Here is a 19,355-nt window from a genome sequence, read left to right as displayed (position 1 = left end):
CTGACCCTCTTGATCACTTAATCGACGTACCCGAACCGGCTCTGCCACCCCGACAGCCTGACGGCCCCACGCCGGCCCAGCCCTTCACTCAGGCCAGCGTGTCAACAACACCGCCAACGTTTGTGGTCAGAGCACTAGCACACCCGGGTGCCGTTTTAGACAGGCAGGAGGACGCCACCACCACCCGCCTGCCGCCTGCCGGTTGCCGGTTGCCGAGGAAGACTCGCGCCGTACGGACGCACGGCCGCCATCAGATGACCGAACGTGCCGGCGGTGCGCTGCGCGTACCACTGCTCGTCGACCGCGGCCCACGTCCGAGTCGGCGGCGTCGAAGGACAGCACGTTCGGCGCCTTGTGGTCGCTGGTGAGCGCCAGGTTGTAGACGTACGGGCTGTTCGCGATGCCGGTCCACGACAGTGTCACCGGGCCGACGGCGAGCCGGGCCCGCAGCGCGTCGCCGGTCTCCGGTCGGGGACGTACTGGCTGTTTGCGGCCCTTGATCACGTGACGCCCGAGAGCGCCGTGCGCCGCTCGGAATCGGCTCCCCCGAGCAGATCACCGGGTTAGGGACCGATCGAGGTCTCGCCGATGGTCGATTCGCGGAGAAGACCCAAAATTCGTGGACAAGACCCAGTAGATCCCGTTTCCCACTAAGGTGAGGGCTGCTCGGACAATCCCCACCCGCCTCGCTGGGCGCGGCCTGGCGTGACTCGTCGAGCGAGGTGTTGGTGCTCTCCTCATCCGTGACATCCCGGTCCGGGGCGCGACCCCTGGTCGCGGTGTGCGTGATCTTCGCCGCCGCGTCGCTGGTCGCGGTGCCGGCCAGTCTCGACCTCGGCTGGGACGAGGTCGTCTATGTGAGCCAGCACGGCAACCATGCGCCGTCGGCGTTCATGAGCGCACCGCGCGCCCGGGGCGTGACCCTGCTGGTGTGGCCCCTAGCGTCCTGGCTCGATTCCACCGTCGTACTCCGGCTGTTCCTCACCGTCACCGCGGCGGCGTCGCTCGGGCTGGCGTTCTGGGTGTGGTCGCGGGTGTCCCGGCGGCCCGGCACCGCCGCGATCGCCGCCGGGCTGTACGCGAGCCTCTGGACCGCCCTGTTCTACGCGAACGCCGCAATGCCCAACCACTACACGGCGATGGCGGCGGTGGCAGCGGTCGGCTGTTTCCTGCTGGCCGTGGCCGAGCCAGCCCGGCCCGGGGCGTACCTCGGGCTCGTCGCCGCCCTCGCCGTGGCCGCCCTGATGCGTCCGGCCGACGCCTTCTGGCTCGGGCTCCCGCTGCTCGCCGCCGCCGTCGCGGTGCCTGCGTTCCGGCGTTGGCGGCTGACCGCGGCAGTGGTCGCAGGCCTCGTGCTCGGCGGCGCACCGTGGGCGGTCGAGGCCGAGCTGCGCTACGGCGGGCTGCTGGAGCGCATCCGTCAGGCCGGTCACGTGCAGGGCGGCACGAAGCTGCAGTTCTCCCTCGGGCACGTGATCAGCACCCTGGACGGGCCGATCCTGTGCCGCCCGTGCGGCAGCCCCGTGCGGTGGCCGGCGGTGCTCTGGTGGCTGGCGCTGGCGGTGCTGGTGCCACTGGCTGTTCGGGCGGCCCATCGGGCGGGCGTGGCACGGACGGCCTGGCTGCCATTCGTGGTCGCCGCCGCCATGGCCTTCCCCTACCTGTTCCTGATCGGATACTCCGCACCCCGGTTCCTGCTGCCGACCTACGCCGTTGCTCTGGTCTGCACCATTCCGGGGCTCGCCGCATTGTTCTCCACGGCCGTCGGTCAGCGGCGGCGGGTCGTTGCCGCCGTGGTGGCGTTGGGCTTCGCCGGCCACCTCGCCATTCAGGCCGGCGTCCTGCACCACGTCGTGGCGGAGCAGGTCCGCAGCCGCGGCGACTGGACCCGCCTCGTCCAGACCCTGCGGTCGCACGGGGTGCGACCGCCGTGCGTGATCTCCGGCCACGAGGCCATCCCGATCGCCTACTACGCGGGGTGCCGGGCGCTGGAAGATCGGGGATACAACCGCAACGCGAGCACTTCGCAGCTGCGGCAGGCCGCGGCGACCGGACGCTTCGCCCTGCTGGTCAAGAACTCCGCTCCGCCCGGCTGGGCCAGGGACTGGCACCGGGTTCCGGTGCCGGACCTCACCACCTCGGGCTGGGAGGTGTACCTGCCGCCGGCGGCAGCACCGAACTGAGACGGCTGCGCGGCGGTGGGGCGCCCCGGCACCGCGCTCGTTCGGGCATACGGCGGGTGCCGGCGGGTATGTGCGGCGGATGCGCACCGGCGAGGTGACCCGGCTCTACCACCAGCAGACGAACCAGTGTCGCGGCGACCGGCCGCCGGGTGTCCCGGGGTTCGTCCCGATGGACCCGAGCAACCGGCCCCAGCCCTTCAAACGCCACCTCGGGGCGCCGGTGCACCCCCTCCCCCGCGACCTGCCGCCGACCGGGGCGCCGGCCGCGGTGACCCTGTCCGGACGGGTACCGCCGAGCGACCCGGCCATCGACGGCGAACTCCTCGCCCGGCTGCTGTTCTACTCGGCCGGCGTCACCCGAACCGTCGGAGACAACCTTTGGTTCCGGGCCGCCGCCTCCGCCGGCAATCTGCACCCCCTCGAGGTGTACGCGGTGGCCGGCGAGGTGGCCGGGCTCGACGCCGGGCTGTACCACTTCGCGCCGGAGGTGTTCGGTCTGGAGGCACTCGCGGCCGGGGACCACCGTCGGGCGCTGGCCGACGCCACCGCCGACCCGGACGTCGCGGCCAGCCCGCTCGCCCTCGTCGTCACCGGCCTCCCGTGGCGCACCGCGTGGAAGTACGCCGAACGGGGCTGGCGGCACGTCTACTGGGACGCCGGGACGATGCTGGCGAATCTGCTCGCCGTCGCCGAAGGCCACGGGCTACCCGTGCGGGTACGGCTGGGCTTCGTCGACGCCGCCGTGTCCCGCCTGCTCGGCGTCGACGGCGTGACGGAGTTCCCGGTGGCGGTGATCACCTGCGGCCGGCCCACCGCGACCGCCGCCGCCGAACCGGTCGAGCTACCTCCGCCGCAGTTCCCGCCGACGCCGCTCTCCCCCGCGCCGGTCGACTTCCCGCTGGTCGTCCGGGTGCAGCAGGCCGGTGAGCTCACCACGGGCGACGACGTGACCGGCTGGCGGGCGGCCGCCGTCGCGGGCCTGCCCCGCGCCACCGACACCGTCGATGCACCGGTTGCGGCCGGCAGCGAGCCGATCGAGTCGGTCATCCTGCGCCGCGGTTCCACCCGGCGCATGCGCCGCCAGGTCGCCCCCGCCGAGCTGCTGCACTGGGCGATGGCTGCGGCGACCCGAGCGGTCCCCGCCGACGCGATCCCGACCGGGAGCACCCTGCTCTCCCACGAGGTCGCGGTCCACGCGGTGCAGGACACGGAGCCGGGCCTGTACCAGCGGGTCGACGGCCCGCCGCAGCTGCGCCGGCCGGCGCCGGAACCCGAGGTACGAACGCTGAGCCAGGCGCTCTGCCTCGACCAGCCGCTCGGCGGCGACTCGGCCTACACCGACTTCGCCTGCGCCGATCTCGACCAGGTGCTCGACGGGTACGGCGAGCGCGGCTACCGGGTCGCCCAGTTCGAGGCGGGGGTGGCCGCCGGCCGCCTGCAACTGGCCGCCTTCGCCCTCGGTCACGGCGGCACCGGCCTGACGTTCTGCGACCAGGACGTCTCGGATGCGTTCGACACCCGTGCGGCCTGCATGCTCGCCATCGCCATCGGGCTACCCGCCTACCGGCCGAAGCCGGGCGGCCCGCCCGGCCGGCCCCGGCGGCTCACCCGCTGACGGGGTCCCGCTGGGTGCCGGGTGAGCGCCGGCAGCACGGACGGGCCCGTCGGCGACCGCCTCGACCACCTGGAAGCCGTACGCGTCGAGGATGCGCGTCAGCCCGTCCCGGAGGAGGGCGAGGTCCTCCGCGTCGACAACCCGCTAAGCCTTCGCCACGCCCGCCGGCTCCGGGGCGGCGTGCCGCCCCCTGGCCGGCCGCTCGTCGCCGTGTCCCGGCCACCACGCCTTGTGCCCGATCAGCGCGGTCAGCGCCGGAACGAAGAACATCGACATGACGAACGCCGACAGCACGATCCCGATCGCCACCGCGAAGCCCATCTGCTGCAGGAACGAGATCGGCGCGAGCATCAGCACCCCGAACGTCCCGGCCAGGATCAGCCCCGCCGCCGCGACCGTCGGACCGGCGTGTTCCACCCCGATGGCGGCCGCCTGGTGCGGCTCGTTGCCCTCCCGCGCCTCCTCACGCAGTCGGGCGATCATCAGGATGTTGTAGTCGGTCCCGATCGCCACCACGAAGAGGTAGAGGATGATCGGCAGCTGGAAGGTGATCCCGGGCTTGTCCTGCAGCCCTTGAAAGAGGTAGACCGTGGCGCCCAGCGTGGCGGCGAAGTTGAGCAGCACCGCTATCACGAGGTAGATCGGCGCGACCAGGCTGCGCAGCAGCAGCGCGAGGATCAGCGCGATCAGGCCGGCCGCCACCGGCAGGATCACCGACAGGTCGCGGTTGTTCGCCGAATTGATGTCCGCGAAGATCGCCGTGGGTCCGCCGACCACCGCCCGGGTGCCGGGCGGGGCCGCCGCGTGCAGGGCGTCGCGCAGTTCGTCGCGGACGAGCGTGATCGCCTCGTTGGAGACCGGGTTCTCGTCGAGCAACAGGTTGACCCGGGCGACACTCGGGTCGTTGCTGCGCTCCGGAGGCTGCGCCCGGCCCACTCCCGGGGCGCCGGCCGCGGCCGCCGCGAAGTCGCTGACCTGTTGCTCGGTCAGCGGCGACCCGTTGTCGGTGGTCAGGTAGACCTCGGTCGGGGCGAGCGCACCAGCGGCGAACCCGCGCTGCAGGTCCGCGGCGGCCTTCGCCGACTCGGTGTCCTGCGGGAAGCCGGAGCTGAAGTCGTAGTCGGCCTTGTAGGCCAGGGATCCGGCGGCGAGCGCGACCAGCAGGGCGCCGGATGCCGCCGCGACGAGCGCCGGACGGCGACCGATGGCGGTCCCGAGGCGACGCGCCATGGTGGCCTTGGGGGCACGCTGCCACGCCTTGGACGGCCAGAAGACGTACCGGCCGAGCAGCGAGACGACCGCCGGGATGAGCGTGAGCGAGGTGACCAGCATGACGCCGACGGCGATCGCGAGCGCCGGGCCGAGAGAGCCGAAGAAGCCCAGGGATGCGAGGAGCAGCACGAGGAACGCGACGATGACCGCTCCCGCGGCCGACGTGATGACCTCGCCGACCCGCTCGACGGAGACCATCATCGCGGTGCGCTTGTCGTCCCCGGCACGCAGCCGCTCGCGATAGCGGAAGAGCAGGAACAGGATGTAGTCGGTGCCGATGCCGAACAGCACGATCAGCAGCACGGTCTGCAGATCCTGGCTGACGTTGAGGTCGAACGCCTTACCCGCCGCGGCGACCAGTCCGCTCGTGACGGCCATGACCACGCCGATGACCACCACGGGCAGCAGCGCGGCGATGGGGCTGCGGAAGATGATCAGGATCAGTCCGATGATCAGGATGATCGTGGCGATGCCGACCACGGCGAAGGCCTGGTTGAAGGTGTCCTCGTTGTCGACGAAGCTCGCCACGTCGCCGGCCACGCCGGCGGTCAGCCCGCTGCCCGCCAGCTCCGGACCGATGGCCGCCCGCAGATCGCGAACGGCGTCGAGCAGCGCCGGGTCGTCCGGGGCGACCGCGTCGAGCCCGACGTTCACCACCTGCACCGACTTGTCCGGCGCGACGGCCTGCGGGCCGGTCAGGTAGCCGGACGTGTGCGAGATGTTCTTCGCCTTGAGCGACTGGGCGAGCTGGCCCACCCTCGCCTCGTCGGCCGGCGTGAGCGGCTGCCCGTCGGCGCGCTTGACCACGATGGTCGCCGTCGCCGTGGCCTGCTGCGGAAACGTCCTTTTGGCGAGTTCGATGGCCTGCACCGACTCGTACGAGCGGGGCAGGAAGCTGCCCTGATCGGCGGAGGTGATGTCGCTCAACGACGGCGTGGTGACGACGATGGCACCTGCCGCGAGCACCCAGCCGGCAATCACCCACCAGGCCCTGCGCACCACGAATCTGCCCAGCCGCTCGAACATGGTTTCCCCCGTTTGTTCGGCACCACCGACACCTGAGGCGTGGGGCGCCTCTGGGCGCCCGCCCGTCACTCTGCCGGGCAGCCTTCGCTACCCGTGTGCATCCTACCTACGGTGGGCAATCCTTTTCGGACGCGTGGGAGCGTGGGGCGTGTTCTACGAGCAGCTCAGCTGGCAGGGCCAGGAGGTCGAGGAGACGGGAGCCGAGATCAGGCCACCACCGCGTACGGCTCGGGCTCGGGTGACCGGCGGCGCTCGTCGTAGTCGGCGGCGAGCGTGCCGAAGAGCCGGTCCCAGATCGACGTGTAGAAGCCGAGGTTGACCGACGGCTCGACGTGGTGCCCGGCGTGCAGGGTCGGGGTGGCGACCCAGCGGAACACCGGGCTGCGCCGGGCCGCCGGCGGGAGCACCTCCACGCCGAGGTGGCCGAAGATTCCGAAGACGAGGTTCACCGCGGTGTAGGCGACGATCGCCCAGACCGAGAACGTGTGTGCGGCGAGCGCGGCCAGCCAGAGCCCACCGAATCCGAGGATCTCCAGCGGATGCAGCGCGTACAGCGTCGCGGGCTGGGCGTCGACGAAGCGGTGGTGCAGCGCGTGGGCCAGCGGGAAGATCCGGGGCCGGTGCGCCACCGCGTGGCCGGCGTACATCAGCGGGTCCATCAGCAGAAGCAGCAGGACGAAGTCGGCCAGGGCGCGCAGATTCCAGTCCGCGTTCAGGTGGATGATTCCGGCCTTCCACAGCCCCCAGCCGGCGACGGTGACCAGGGAGTTCATCAGGATCGCCCCGCCGGCGAGCCAGAGCTGCAGGCGGCTGATCCGGCCGGGGTCGGGCAGCAGCCGTACGACCGTCGGAAGCCGCAGCATGGCGTTGCCGACGCCGACGGCGACCAGGAAGAGAACCATGTTCTCGAGCAGGGCGAACCCGACCACCTGGGCGACATCGAGTCGCCACGCCCAGTCGAGCACACCATCCACGTCCTTCAGTATGCGCCCGTCGGAGAGGCTCGGGACCGACCTGATTCGCGGATCCCGCAACGGGCCGGCGCGAACGTCCATAGCCTGGCAGGCGGGGGCACTTCGAGACGTTGACGGAGGACACCGTGACCAAGGCCGTCAGGGAAGCGCTTGAGGGCGTCAGCGAGATCGAGCTGACCGTGACCGGCCGAAAGACCGGACGGCAGATCACCCACCCCGTCTGGTTCGTCCAGGAGGAGGAGAGCGCCTTCCTGGTCCCGATAACCGGCTCGGACAGCGACTGGTACAAGAACGTACGGCAGACACCGTTCGTGCAGCTGGCCGTCAACGGGACGGCGGTGAGCTCGACCGCGACCCCGATCACCGAACCGAACCGGGTCGATCACGTGGTGGAGATGTTCCGCGAGAAGTACGGCTCGGATCAGGTGGACCAGCACTACCCGAAGCGTGACGTCGCCGTCCAGGTCTCACTCACGTAGCCCGTCGGGTCAGCCGGTGATCGTCAGCGCGACGGGCAGGCCCTGCTGCACCTCCAGGCCCGCCCGCTCCCCCAGGCGGTCGGGCCAGTTCGGCTGCAGCCGTGCGCTCAGCCCCGATGGACGGGCACGCCTCGCCGCCGCCGATCAGCCGAGCACCGATGACCTTTAGCGGCACCCAGTCGGGGCAATCGCCAGGGCTCGACCCCCCGGATCTGCGCCAACGCCGCATCCGCCGAGGCGAGCGGCAGGTCGCCGGTGCCGTCGGCCCAGGTTACCTTCCCGCTCGTTCCGGGACGCCCTGACAGCCTTTCGATGGCCTCGATCCGACCGGCCCCCAGCGCCTGCTTGTGGTCTGCTTTCGCCGGCTCCCAGTCGCCGACCTGACGGGTCAGCTCGCCCACCGGAACGAACCGCGGCGGGCCGGCAACCGCTCGATCTGCCGCCCTCGTACCGGGCCAGCGCGTCGGCCGCTGGCTGGTGCAGGCCCTCCACTTCGTCGGCTGCTGGGCCGCTCCTCGCCGCAGCCGGCGAGCAGTGCCGCAGCGGTGATCCACAGCAGTAAGCGCTCGACCGGGGAAGTGGGCGTCACCATCTGACCACCGATCCGTGGTTAGCCGAGAGCTGGTTGTTCCACGGGTGTACCGCTTCATTGACGCGTGTGGACAGTCGTGCAATGCTGTCGGCCGGTACACCGAAGGAACAACCGGGAGGCTCCGTGAAGTTCTACACCGCCACCAAGAGCCGCAACCAGGGCCGTGAGAGCTGGTCGGTCATCTTCCGGCATCCAAGCAGGCTCGACATCGGTACGGGTAAGCCCGGCCGCCGGGTGCGTCGGGGACTCGGAACGACCGATGATGTCGAGGCGGGTCGCATGGTCGAGCAGCTCAACGAGATCTTGCGAACGCCAAGTCTTTGGGAGCTGACCGCTCGGGCGAGCGCCGAAGCTCGATTCGACGCGCGGGTCGTGGAGATCTTCTACGAGGGCTTGGAGGCTGTGGAGCTCAACTTCGCAGGCGTACGCGAAGAGCTCCTTCCTCTTCCGACGGCGGCCGACGGATACCGAACCGTGATGATGCTCGGCACCACTGGGGCCGGCAAGACAACCGTGGTCCGGCAGATCCTCGGCACCGACCCGGATACCGAGCGGTTCCCGTCGACGTCAACGGCGAAGACCACTGTTGCCGACACGGAGCTGATTACCAGTGCAGACGAGACTTACCGCGCCGCGGTGACGTTCACCCCTCGCGACGAAGTGATCGACTACCTCACCGAGAACGTGTCTGCGGCCGCGCTGGCCGCCTTCAGTGGCAAGGATGACGCCGAGGTGGTTCGGCGGCTGCTCGACCACATCAACCAGCGATTCCGTTTCAGCTATGTGCTGGGCCGCGCCACAGCGCCGACCGCCGAGGACCTCGTGGACGATGACGTCGAAGAGGACGACGACATCGATCCATCCGAGTACGGCCAGGTTGACCTCGAGGTTACCCGGCAGGTGATCCAAAAAGCGGCGCGCTCGGTCCGAGTGATCGTCGAACGGCATGCCAGCGCGATCCGCGACGAGTTCGATGCCAGCGAGGAAGACGAGCGGGTCGTTGCGGAGTACATCGAGGAAAACCTCGATACCGAGTTGCGGCAATCCGACGAGTTTCACAGCATCGTGGACTCTCTGGTCGACGAGATCGAAAAGCGCTTCTCGACGCTGGATGTCGGCGTCCTGCGGCGGAACCGGCAGGGCTGGCCGGTCAGCTGGTCGTGGAGCACCGACGACAGAACGACGTTCATCAAGTACGTCACCAGGTTTTCCAGCAACTATGCGCCACTGTTCGGCCGCCTGCTCACGCCGCTAGTTAACGGGATCCGAGTCAGCGGTCCGTTCGCGCCGGAGTGGGGCTCGCGGTCTGCAAAGCTTGTCTTGGTAGATGGCGAGGGTCTCGGCCACACCCCGAAGTCGGTTGCCACGCTTTCGACCCGCGTCGCCGCTCAGCTCGAGAGGGTCGATGCCGTGCTGCTGGTCGACAACGCGACTCAGCCAATGCAGGCGGCTCCTGTGGCGGCGCTGAAGGGCATTGCGGTCTCTGGCAACGCAATGAAGCTGCACTTCCTGTTTACCCACTTCGACCACGTCAAGGGAGACAACCTGCCGACGTTCTCGGCACGCGAGGAGCACGTCCTGGCGTCGGTGGAGAATGTGCTGCAGGCGATCGGCGACGAGCTAGGGCCCGCTGCAGAGCGTGTCCTGCGCCGCCGCCTGGACTGCGCCCGGTTCTTCGTCGGCGGAATCCACGAGTCGCTCAACGCGAAGAAGAAGATGGGCGGACGGTCAATCCAGGAGTTCCAGCGGCTGCTCGATGCCTTGTCTTACCCGGAGCATGCGGTCGAGGCCGGCCCCAGCCGGCCCGTCTACGACCGGATGAATCTCTCGCTCGTGGTGACGGAGGCGGCGAAAAACTTCCACCTGCGCTGGCGTGGCCTGCTAGGGCTCGATGTGAACCCGGATGCACCGAAGGAGCACTGGACCCGGGTGAAGGCGTTGAGCCGCCGCCTGGCGGAGGGCTGGACGGACGAGTACGACAACCTCAAGCCGGTCGCCGATCTCCGCTTCGAACTGCAGCGACAGGTGTACCTCATGCTGCAGCGCCCGGTGCGGTGGGATCGGGGCGAGCCGAGTGACGACGAGAAGCAGGCGGTCATCGACGATGTCTCGAATGCCGTGACCAAGAGGCTGATGGATCTGACACGCCGAAGGATGCAGGACGAAGTCAGGCTCGGCTGGCAGACGGCCTACAGCCAGAGCGGTACCGGATCCACGTTTGTCCGCGCGCGCATCATCGCCTCCGATGTCTACGACAAGGGCGCCCCGATACCAACCGTCAGCGCCTCGCCCGACCAGAATCGCTTCCTCAGAGACGTCGCGGGGATTGTCTCCGAGGTGGCGGAAGAACTGGACATCGTACTGGCGTGAGGGCCGTCGTCAGCTCAACGCCTGGCGATCGATTCACTTCTACGATGCACGTCGTGCGCGATGATGGTGAGCTCCCCGCAGGCCAGGACGGTTCGGGTCGGCGGTCGCTGGGCCGTACCCGGCTGGTCCTGGTGCTGTGTGGGGCGGTCGTCGCCGTCGTGGCCGCCACCGCGGGTGTCCGGTGGTTCGTCGGCGAGCCCGATCCGGCCGTGGGTGGGAAGCGGCCGATCGGCTACGGCTGCCCCGTGTTCGGCTCGGACCCGGGCCCTCCGAAGGAGTGCGGTCCGCCCGCGGCCCTGGACCCGCGCCGCGCAGCGGTGACCGAGGGGCAGCGGACGGCGGTCAGGGACAGGGCCAGGGCCATTCGCCTCGCCGCGTCGCACGCCGGCTGGTGCATGACCGGCACCCAGCCGGAATGTGCCCGTCAGCCGGCGTCGCACGAACCGACGCAGCACGATGTCGACGCGGCTCGGCTGTGGCTGAGCCGGACGGAGGCCTCAGCGAGCACGGCACGGCTGGCTCGTCCGGGCGATCCAGGTCATGTGGGCGCGCTGCTCTACGCGGCTCGCCTCGATGACGTCTGCGTCGTCGGCTACCTCGAGCAGGTGCCGAACGGTGTGAGCGGCGAGGAGATCGTCGGCCTGCTGCCCGACGGGACCTGCCTGCCCGACTGACGAGCCGAGTGTCCCCACCGGCGCAGGCGGGCACCCGACCGGACCCGGCTCCGCTCCGACAGCCGCCGCCCTGATCGGCGTCCGCCGGCCCGACGCGGATGCCGACGTCAGCGTCGAGTACCCGTACCGGTTGGCGGGTGGGGCCGAACCGCCGATATCCACGGCTATCCGTGACCGTCCGCGCGGCGATAGCGTGCACGCACCGCGACGCCCCTTGCGCGTCCCCACCTCGCACCACCGGATCGATCTCACGTCCGACGCCGGCGTAGTCGCCGGGAGAGAGGATCGAAGAGGATGCTCCCGACACCCACCACCTCCCGCTGGCGAGCGGCGAGAGTCACCCTTGCCGCCGCCATCGCACTGGTCAGCCTCGGCATTTTCGGCGCGCCCGTTCATGCCCAGGGACAGTCCAAAGTCACCGTGATGACCCGGAACCTGTTCCTGGGCGGCGATCTGACGCCGTCCATCGGCGCGCCGACAACGGGCGCGTTCCTGGCCGCGAACTCCGCGCTGTTCAGCCACGTCGGCCTGGTCAACTTTCCGGCCCGGGCGAAGCTGCTCGCTCGGGAGATCACCGAGAACAAGCCGGACCTGGTCGGACTGCAGGAGGTCGCCCTGTGGCGCACCGGCACGTTCGCTGACCCCGCACCCGCCACCGAGATCCGGTACGACTACCTGGCGCTGCTCATGGGTGAGCTGAGCCGTTCCGGTCACGCGTACGACGTCGCGGTCGTACAGGCCGAGGCGGATCTGGAGGCGCCCGCCGGCGGGCCGCACTTCCTCGACGTACGGCTCACGATGCGCGACGTGATCCTGGTGCGCCACGGCGGCCGGGTGAAGGTGACCGACTCCTCGTCCGGCACCTTCGCCAACAACCTCACCTTCACGCTCGCGGCAACGGGCGGGACCGTGACCAGCACCCGCGGTTGGACCGCGGTGGACGTGGTGCACGGGCAACGGCCGTTCCGGTTCGTGAACACCCACCTGGAGGCCTTCCACCCCGGTGTCCGGGTGCTGCAGGCGCGCGAGCTGCTGGCCGGGCCGCTGGCCACCGCGCCGGGTGACGTCATCCTCGCCGGTGACCTCAACACGGGTCCCGACCTGCCCGTCGCCGAGAACCGGCTCGCCTACGCGGCGCTGGTGGCCGGCGGGATGCGGGACACGTGGGAGATCCTGCATCCGGATGAACCCGGCTACACCGCGGGTCTGGGCGACGACCTGAACCAACCCGCCGACGCCGTCGAGCACCGCATCGACATGGTCCTGTTCCGGGGGGCGGTCGTACCCGTGTCGAGCCTCATCTTCGGCAACGAGCGGCAGACCCCCGACGGCCGGTGGGCTTCGGACCACCTCGGCTACCTGGCCGTGCTGGCCCTGCGGTAACCCGAACGCTGCTCCGGGCTGGCGCCGACGCGCCAGCCCGGAGTTGCCACTGGCGCAGAGCGCCACGGCGTGGCCACGGCTGCGATGACCGCCGCTCCGACGCGTCCGGCCGGCAACAGGCTGTCAGTAGGTCCCGCCCCGGGCCACCTGCGCGGCCACCCGCTCGTGCAGCGCGGCGAGGGCCGGGCTGACGGTGGCGGTGAGCGGCGCCGGGTCCGCCAGCCGACGCGCCGGCTCCGGTAGCCAGGCGAGGTCCGCGTCGAACCGGTTGCGCGCGGCGCGTACCTCACCGGCCGGGTCGGCGGCGGCCAGGCGGCGGCCGCCGCGCATGACCTGCACGAGCAGCGGCTCGCGGTCGCCCGGTGGGGGTTCGTCGCGCAGCCCCACCACGTCGCCGCCGGCACCGGTGGGGTCGCGGAAGACCTGCTTGGGACCGGGCAGGGTGGCCTTGCCGGGCGACAGCTTGAGCACCGGCCGGTCGCCGACGGCCACTAGCTTGTAGGCGCTGTCCAGGGACGGCGCGTCGAACGAGACGCCCATGCGGGTGCCGACGCCGTACGCGTCGATCGGTGCGCCCGCGGCGACAAGCGCCGCGATGACGTCCTCGTCGAGGCTGCCGCTGGCCACGATCTGGGCCTCGGTCAGCCCGGCCTCGTCGAGGATCGCGCGGGTCTGCACGGCCAGCGCGGCGAGATCTCCGGAGTCGAGCCGCACGCCCACCGGGCCGGTCAGTCCCAGCTGCGCGATGACCTCGACGGCGGCCCGCACTCCGGCGGGCGTGTCGTAGGTGTCGACGAGGAACACCGGGTTCGTCGGGAAGTCGGTCGCGAACGCCCGGAACGCGGCGCGCTCGTCCGGGAACGCCTCGACGTACGAGTGGGCCATCGTCCCGGACGGCAGCAGTCCGTATCGTCGAGCGGCCTCGACGTCGCTGGTCGCGGCGAAGCCGGCGATCGCGGACGCCCGCGCCACGGCCGCGCCGGCCTCGATCCCGTGCGTGCGGCGGAACGCGAAGTCGACCAACTGCGCGTCGCCGGCGGCGAGGCGGCAGCGGGCGGCCTTGCTGGCCACCGTGGTGTGAAAGGTGATCAGGTTCAGCACGCCGGTCTCCACCAGCTGCGCCTCGGCGATCGGCGCGGTGACCTCCAGCAGCGGTTCGTCGGCGAACACCACGCGGCCCTCCGGTACGGCCCACACGTCACCGGTGAACCGCAGCCCCGCGAGCGCTGCCAGCGTCGCTTCGTCGAGCCCGACGGTGTCGCGCAGGTAGCCGAGTTCGCCCTCGTCGAACGCGAAGCTTTCCAGGAACGCCAGCGCCTCGGCCAGCCCGGCGGCCACCAGGAAGCCACGCTGCGGCGGTAGGCGGCGGACGAACAGGCTGAACGTGGCGCGCTCCACCATGTCCCGGCGCAGGTAGCTGGCCGCCATCCGCAGCTCGTACAGGTCGGTACGCAACCCGGTCACAGTTCCTCCATCGGCACGGGCACCGCGACCACCCTGTCTGGCGGGATGTGTTGCGCGCGGGTACCCCTTCGGGTCGCTCGTACACCTACCGGCGGTGAACCCGCCGTGGCTCCCGCCCGCCAGTCCGTCGTCGACCGCCTCGCCGGGGTCCGCTCACCCCTGACGGATCAGACTGTCGAGGGCGACGGTGGGATCGGCCAGGCGATCGAGGTCGACGGGCTGCCGGGAGCGGATCAGCTGCCCGATCGGGCCGGTCACCTCCCAGACGTTGACGTTCATGCCCGCCAGCACCCGCCCCTGCGCGGTCCAGAACGCGATGAACTCGCCGCTGGTGAGCTCGCCGCGGACGACGACGCGGTCGTAGGAGCCGGGCGGGGCGTGGCCGGTGTACTCCATGCCCAGCTCGTACTGGTCGGTGTAGAAGTAGGGCAGCCGGTCGTAGCTGACGGCCTGACCGAGCATGCCGCGGGCGGCGGCGGGCCCGGAGTGCAGGGCGTTTGCCCAGTGCTCGACCCGCACCCGGGTGCCCAGCATCGGGTGGTGGGCGTTGGCCAGGTCGCCGGCGGCCCAGATGTCCGGATCGCTGGTACGCAGGGTGTCGTCGACGAGGACCCCGTTGTCGACGGCGAGGCCGGCCTGTTCGGCGAGTTCGGTGTCGGGCTGGACGCCGACGCCGACGACGACGAGGTCGGCGGGCAGGACGGTGCCGTCGGCGAGCAGTACCCCGCTGACCCGGTCCGACCCCTGGAACTCGTGGACCTGGGTACCGAAGTGGAAGGTGACCCCGTGGGCGCGGTGCAGGTCGGCGAAGACGGTGGCGAGCTGGTCGAGGAGGACGCGCTGCAGGGGCAGGTCGGCGGTCTCGACGACGGTGACGGCGGCGCCGCGGGTGCGCGCGGCGGCCGCCACTTCCAGGCCGATCCAGCCGGCGCCGACGATGACGACGTTCGCCCCGTCGACGAGGGCGTCGGAGATGCGGTCGCTGTCGGCGAGGGTACGCAGCCGCAGCACGCCGTCGAGGTGCGCGCCGGGAATCGGCAGGGTCCGGGCCCGTGACCCGGTGGCCAGCAGCAGCCTGTCGTAGGGGAAGCGCTGCCCGTCGGCCACCGTGACCTGCCGGGACCGGCGGTCGAGGGCGGTGACGCGGGTGTCGGTACGCAGGTCGACGTCGTGGTCGGCGTACCAGCCGGCGTCGTGTACGTAGACGCTGTCGCGCTCGCTGGTGCGCAGCAGCAGGCCCTTGGACAGTGCCGGCCGTTCGTACGGGCGCTCGGTCTCCTCGCCGAACAGGACGATCCTGCCGTCGAACCCCTCCTCGCGGAGTGTCTGCGCGGCTCTGGCTCCGGCCAGCCCGGCCCCGACGATCACGAACGGACGCTGCTGGGTCACGGATTCTCCTAGCGGGACGTGTCAGGCGCGGGCGCCGACTCCGGTGAGGGTGAAGAACTCGGCGCGGGAGCGCGAGTCGTCGCGTAGCGCGCCGAGCAGCGTGGAGGTGATGGTGGTGGCGCCGACCGCCTGGACCCCACGCAGGGTCATGCACAGGTGTTGCGCCTCGATGACCACCCCGACGCCTCTCGGACGTAGGTGGGCGGTGAGCCAGTCGGCGATCTGCTTGGTCAGCCGTTCCTGTACCTGCGGGCCGTGGGCGAAGAGTTCCGCCACCCGGGCGAGTTTGGACAGCCCGAGGATCCGCTCGCCGGGCAGGTACCCGACGTGGGCGACGCCGATGAACGGCAGCAGGTGGTGCTCGCAGACCGAGCGGATCGGGATGGCCCGGGCGACGACGAGCTCGTCGTAGCCCTCGTCGTTGGCGAAGGTGGTGAGCCGGAATTCGCGCGGGGTGAGCAGTTCGGCGTAGGCGCGGGCCATCCGGCCCGGCGTCTCGGCCAGCCCGTCGGCGTCGAGGTTCACGCCGAGTGCCGTCAGGAACGCGGACGCGGCCTGTTCGGCGGCGACCAGGTCCTTTGTGGCGGGCCGCCGGTCGACCTGTAGCGGACTGAGGGCCACCTCTACTCCCATCGACGGGCGGTGGGTGGTTCCATGTCGACCACCCACCCGTTTTCGCCAACCAACGTTGTCGTTATTCATGTTGTACCCGGCGCGGAAGAATTTCAATAGCCGGCGCTGGTGATAATCTCGGTGGGATGCCGGACCGATGGACAGCCGTGGCCGCGCTCGCCGATCCGTCCCGGCGGGCGCTGTACGACCACGTGCGCCATCAGGACCACCCGGTCACTCGGGAGGAGGCCGCCGACGCCACCGGGATCACCCGCGGATTGGCCGCCTTCCACCTCGACAAGCTCGTCGACGCCGGCCTGCTGCGGGCCCGCTATCAGGCCCCACCCGACCAGCCGAGAGGCCGGGGCCGCAGCCCCAAGGTGTACGAGCCAGCGGGGGACGGTCTCGCCGTCACGGTCCCGGAACGCCGCTACGAACTGATCGCCGAGATCCTCGCCGACGCGGTCGTCGACGATCCGGCCCACGCCGACGACGCCGCGCGTCGGCTCGCCGGGCAGCGCGGCCGCAGCCTGGGCGCCGGACTGGCCGAGGACGGGTGCGACGTCCTGTCGGCGCTGGGCGGCCTCGGATTCGAGCCGCGGCCCGATGCGCAGCGGCGGGTGCTACTGCACAACTGCCCGTTCCACGCCCTGGCCACCCGGCACACCGCACTGGTCTGCGGGCTGAACCACGCCTTCCTCACCGGCCTGCTCGACGGGCTCGGCGCCGCCGATGTCGACGCCCGGCTGGCCCCCCGCCCCGGTGCCTGCTGCGTGGAGTTGAACCTGCCGTCGTGAGTCCTCGCTCCACCGCACCGGCGGTCATCCCACGGTGGGCGTGGCCTTCAGGTTCAGCAGCCCGGCGTCGACGACGGCGCGGCTGAGCGGCCGCGCCACCTCCGCGAGCCGCGCACACCCGTCCTCGCCGAGCACCCGGTAGGCCGGTTCGGCGAGCGCGTCGGTCCGGTCCTCGACCGACTGACGCAACTCCCGGCCGGCGTCGGTGAGCGCGAGGTCGTCGGCGGCACCGTCGGCCAGCAGGCCGCGGGACCGCAGCCCGTCCACCGCCGCGGCCCACTCGTCGCCGGTCCAGCCGCGACTGCGGAGCAGGAACCGTACCGGTACGTCACCGGTGGCGGCGTGCAGCACGAGCGCGTCGAGGCCGGTGATGCCGGCGACGACGAGGGCGTTCACGTGCCCGTCGCCACGGAACTCGCGCAGCAGCGTCTGCGCGTGCCAGAGCACCAGCTGCGGCTCCTCCGGCCACGGCAGCGCCGCGTGCGCGGCGAACAGCGGACGCCCGGGCAGCTGCTCGCACGCCGACTCGGCGGCCCGGCGCGCCAGCTCGGCCGCCTCGGCGATGGCCTCGGCTGCGTCCTCCAGAGCCGAGAAGGCCCGGCTCAGGGCCGCGTCCGCGGCGTCCAGGCGGGCGCGCAGCACGCTCGCCGGGTCGGCGCGTTCCCAGGCAGCGGGCAGCGCCGCGCGTACCAGTGCGGGCTTGAAGTTGAAGAACGTCGCGATGACCGGCTCGGCCGGTACCGCACCGAACGCGGCCGATCGGGACGCGAAGTAGCCCGTCAGGCCGTCCAGGCCCAGCGCGTCGTACCGTTGCCGCGCCTCGGGGGCGAAATAGATCATGGCGTGGATCGGTTCGGCGCGGCGCCACGCGGCGCGGGCGACCGCGGGGTCGAGGGGGGATCGGGCCACGGGAGCTCCTTCCATCACTGGTCGACGACGGTCACGTGCGGGGTCTTCAGCAGGTCAGGGCGTCCGGTCCTGCGCGAAGCGCCACCGTAGCTCCCGCTTGAGGACCTTCATGCTCGGACCCAGCGGGAACTCGTCGACGAACTCGACCCGCCGCGGGTACTTGTGGCGGCCCACGTGCTCGCGCGCCCATTCGATGATCTCGTCGGCGGTCACCTCCGCCGCCGGGATGACCACCGCGCAGACCTCTTCGCCGTGCGTCGGATGGGGTACGCCGACCACCGCGACCTGCCCGATCGCCGGGTGGCGCAGCAGCGCCTCCTCGACCTCCCGCGGGTAGACGTTGAATCCGCCCCGGATGATCAGGTCCTTCTTCCGGTCGACGATCGTGACGAACCCGGCCTCGTCCCGGGTGCCGAGGTCGCCGGTGCGGAACCAGCCGTCCCGGAGGACCTCCGCGGTCGCCCGTGGCTGGCCGAGGTAGCCGGCGAAGATGTTGTGCCCACGGATGACGATTTCGCCGATCTCGCCCGGCGGGAGCAGCTCCACGTGGTCCTCCCGGTCGGCCCGGGCCACCTCGACGTCGACGCCCCAGATGGGGCAGCCGACGGTGCCCGGCCGCGTGCCGAAGGTCGGCTGGTTGGTGGTGGCCACCGGGGAGGTTTCGGAGAGGCCGTAGCCTTCGTAGACGGTCGTCGTGAACGTCGCCGCGACCTCGTCCAGCACGCTGAGCGGCAGCGACGCGCCGCCGGAGACGCACAGCCGCAGGGACGGGCGCGGTGCGCCCCTGCGGGCCGCGTCGAGCAGCGCGATGTACATGGTGGGCACGCCGAGGAACGCCGTCACGCCGTGCGCGACCATCAGCTCCAACGCCTGGGCCGGGTCGAAGCGCGGCTGGAGCACGAGCGTGGCGGCGGCGCGGAACGCGGTGTTCATCGCGGCGGTCTGCCCGAAGCTGTGGAACAGCGGCAGGCAGCCGAGCAGCACGTCGTCGCGGCGCACCCCGAGGTCGTCGAAGGCGTTGACGGTGGCGTTCATCGTCAGGTTGAAATGGGTCAGCACCGCGCCCTTCGGTCGACCCGTGGTGCCGCTGGTGTAGAGCACCACGGCGGGGTCGTCCGGCGCGGTCGGCACCAGCCCGGGCCTCGGCGCCAGCCGGGCGGCCGCCGCGACCAGCGAGTCCGGATCGGCCGGATCCAGTGGGACCGCCGGTATTCCGGCCAGCTCCGCCGCCTTCACGGCCGTCGCCGGGTCACCGCCGCCGTGCACCAGGGCACGGGCGTGGCTGTCGCGCAGGACGAACGCCACCTCCTCGGCGGTCAACAGCAGGTGGATCGGCACCACGACCGCGCCGAGCGAGAGGATCGCGTAGTAGGCGCGCGGAAAGTCCGGCACGTTCGCGGCCATGAGCGCGACATGGTCACCGGGGCGTACCCCCCGCTCGGCCAGCGCCGCGGCGTAGCCCCGGGTCTGCGCCCACAGCTCCGCGTACGTGACGCGTTCGTCGCCGCAGACGATCGCGGGATGCGCGGGTCGGCGTCGGGCGGACTCGGCCAGGACGGAAGCCAGCGACAGTTGGGCCATGGTTCCTCGCCGTCGAAGGGGGTGGGCGGCGTCGC

14 protein-coding genes and 1 pseudogene are annotated in these 19,355 nt (G+C 71.3%); 7 read left to right on the top strand and 8 right to left on the bottom strand.

Features of this window, described 5'->3' with window-relative positions; all coding sequences use genetic code 11:
- Positions 1 to 743: 743 nt before the first annotated feature.
- Both M2302_RS29935 and M2302_RS29930 read left to right on the top strand, forming a co-directional pair.
- On the top strand, positions 744 to 2,183 hold the full coding sequence (locus M2302_RS29935) for a hypothetical protein (RefSeq protein ID WP_280841170.1): 1,440 nt from the start codon (positions 744 to 746) through the stop codon (positions 2,181 to 2,183).
- Positions 2,184 to 2,262: 79 nt separating this feature from the next.
- Positions 2,263 to 3,798, top strand: coding sequence for a SagB family peptide dehydrogenase (locus M2302_RS29930; protein WP_280841169.1), 1,536 nt, complete (start codon positions 2,263 to 2,265; stop codon positions 3,796 to 3,798).
- Between the two features lie 42 nt (positions 3,799 to 3,840).
- Here M2302_RS29930 and M2302_RS29925 read toward each other — a convergent pair.
- The 3 genes and pseudogenes from M2302_RS29925 to M2302_RS29915 form a co-directional block, all read right to left on the bottom strand.
- Positions 3,841 to 3,942, bottom strand: a pseudogene (locus tag M2302_RS29925) (DNA-binding response regulator); the annotation flags it as partial.
- Positions 3,943 to 6,096: an MMPL family transporter gene (locus tag M2302_RS29920; protein WP_280841168.1), complete on the bottom strand. Its 2,154-nt coding sequence runs from the start codon at positions 6,094 to 6,096 to the stop codon at positions 3,943 to 3,945.
- A 206-nt stretch (positions 6,097 to 6,302) separates the two neighbouring features.
- Positions 6,303 to 7,070: a sterol desaturase family protein gene (locus tag M2302_RS29915; RefSeq protein WP_280841167.1), complete on the bottom strand. Its 768-nt coding sequence runs from the start codon at positions 7,068 to 7,070 to the stop codon at positions 6,303 to 6,305.
- A gap of 125 nt (positions 7,071 to 7,195) precedes the next feature.
- On the opposite strand from M2302_RS29915, the gene M2302_RS29910 reads away from it, so the two are divergent.
- The 4 genes from M2302_RS29910 (at position 7,196) to M2302_RS29895 (ending at position 12,568) form a co-directional block, all read left to right on the top strand.
- Positions 7,196 to 7,549, top strand: a complete 354-nt coding sequence (locus tag M2302_RS29910) for a nitroreductase/quinone reductase family protein (RefSeq protein ID WP_280841166.1) — start codon at positions 7,196 to 7,198, stop codon at positions 7,547 to 7,549.
- Positions 7,550 to 8,264: 715 nt separating this feature from the next.
- Entirely contained in the window at positions 8,265 to 10,511 is a 2,247-nt protein-coding gene (locus M2302_RS29905) for a hypothetical protein (protein WP_280841165.1), read from the top strand.
- Complete coding sequence (locus M2302_RS29900) at positions 10,508 to 11,185, top strand: hypothetical protein (protein WP_280841164.1); 678 nt, start codon at positions 10,508 to 10,510, stop codon at positions 11,183 to 11,185. Before M2302_RS29905 ends, M2302_RS29900 begins: the two co-directional genes overlap by 4 nt.
- 423 nt (positions 11,186 to 11,608) lie before the next feature.
- Positions 11,609 to 12,568 carry an endonuclease/exonuclease/phosphatase family protein gene (locus tag M2302_RS29895; protein WP_280841163.1) on the top strand — a complete coding sequence of 320 codons (960 nt, stop codon included), beginning with the start codon at positions 11,609 to 11,611 and terminating at the stop codon, positions 12,566 to 12,568.
- 123 nt (positions 12,569 to 12,691) lie between these two features.
- Here the strand turns inward: M2302_RS29895 and M2302_RS29890 are convergent, their stop codons facing one another.
- From M2302_RS29890 to folE, 3 genes are all read right to left on the bottom strand, one after another.
- Complete coding sequence (locus M2302_RS29890; RefSeq protein WP_280841162.1) at positions 12,692 to 14,032, bottom strand: nicotinate phosphoribosyltransferase; 1,341 nt, start codon at positions 14,030 to 14,032, stop codon at positions 12,692 to 12,694.
- 153 nt (positions 14,033 to 14,185) lie between these two features.
- Positions 14,186 to 15,421, bottom strand: a complete 1,236-nt coding sequence (locus M2302_RS29885; RefSeq protein ID WP_280841161.1) for an FAD-dependent oxidoreductase — start codon at positions 15,419 to 15,421, stop codon at positions 14,186 to 14,188.
- Between the two features lie 21 nt (positions 15,422 to 15,442).
- Complete coding sequence (gene folE / locus M2302_RS29880; RefSeq protein ID WP_280841160.1) at positions 15,443 to 16,042, bottom strand: GTP cyclohydrolase I FolE; 600 nt, start codon at positions 16,040 to 16,042, stop codon at positions 15,443 to 15,445.
- A gap of 137 nt (positions 16,043 to 16,179) precedes the next feature.
- On the opposite strand from folE, the gene M2302_RS29875 reads away from it, so the two are divergent.
- Positions 16,180 to 16,830 carry a helix-turn-helix domain-containing protein gene (locus M2302_RS29875; RefSeq protein ID WP_280841159.1) on the top strand — a complete coding sequence of 217 codons (651 nt, stop codon included), beginning with the start codon at positions 16,180 to 16,182 and terminating at the stop codon, positions 16,828 to 16,830.
- 24 nt (positions 16,831 to 16,854) lie between these two features.
- On the opposite strand, the gene M2302_RS29870 is transcribed toward M2302_RS29875, so the two are convergent.
- Complete coding sequence (locus M2302_RS29870) at positions 16,855 to 17,739, bottom strand: hypothetical protein (RefSeq protein ID WP_280841158.1); 885 nt, start codon at positions 17,737 to 17,739, stop codon at positions 16,855 to 16,857.
- A 54-nt stretch (positions 17,740 to 17,793) separates the two neighbouring features.
- Entirely contained in the window at positions 17,794 to 19,320 is a 1,527-nt protein-coding gene (locus M2302_RS29865) for a long-chain fatty acid--CoA ligase (protein WP_280841157.1), read from the bottom strand.
- Between the last annotated feature and the right edge of the window lie 35 nt (positions 19,321 to 19,355).

The organism is Micromonospora sp. A200 (genome assembly GCF_029893845.1).
GTDB classification, from domain to species: domain Bacteria; phylum Actinomycetota; class Actinomycetes; order Mycobacteriales; family Micromonosporaceae; genus Micromonospora; species Micromonospora purpureochromogenes.
This window is presented reverse-complemented; position numbering and strand designations above follow the sequence as displayed.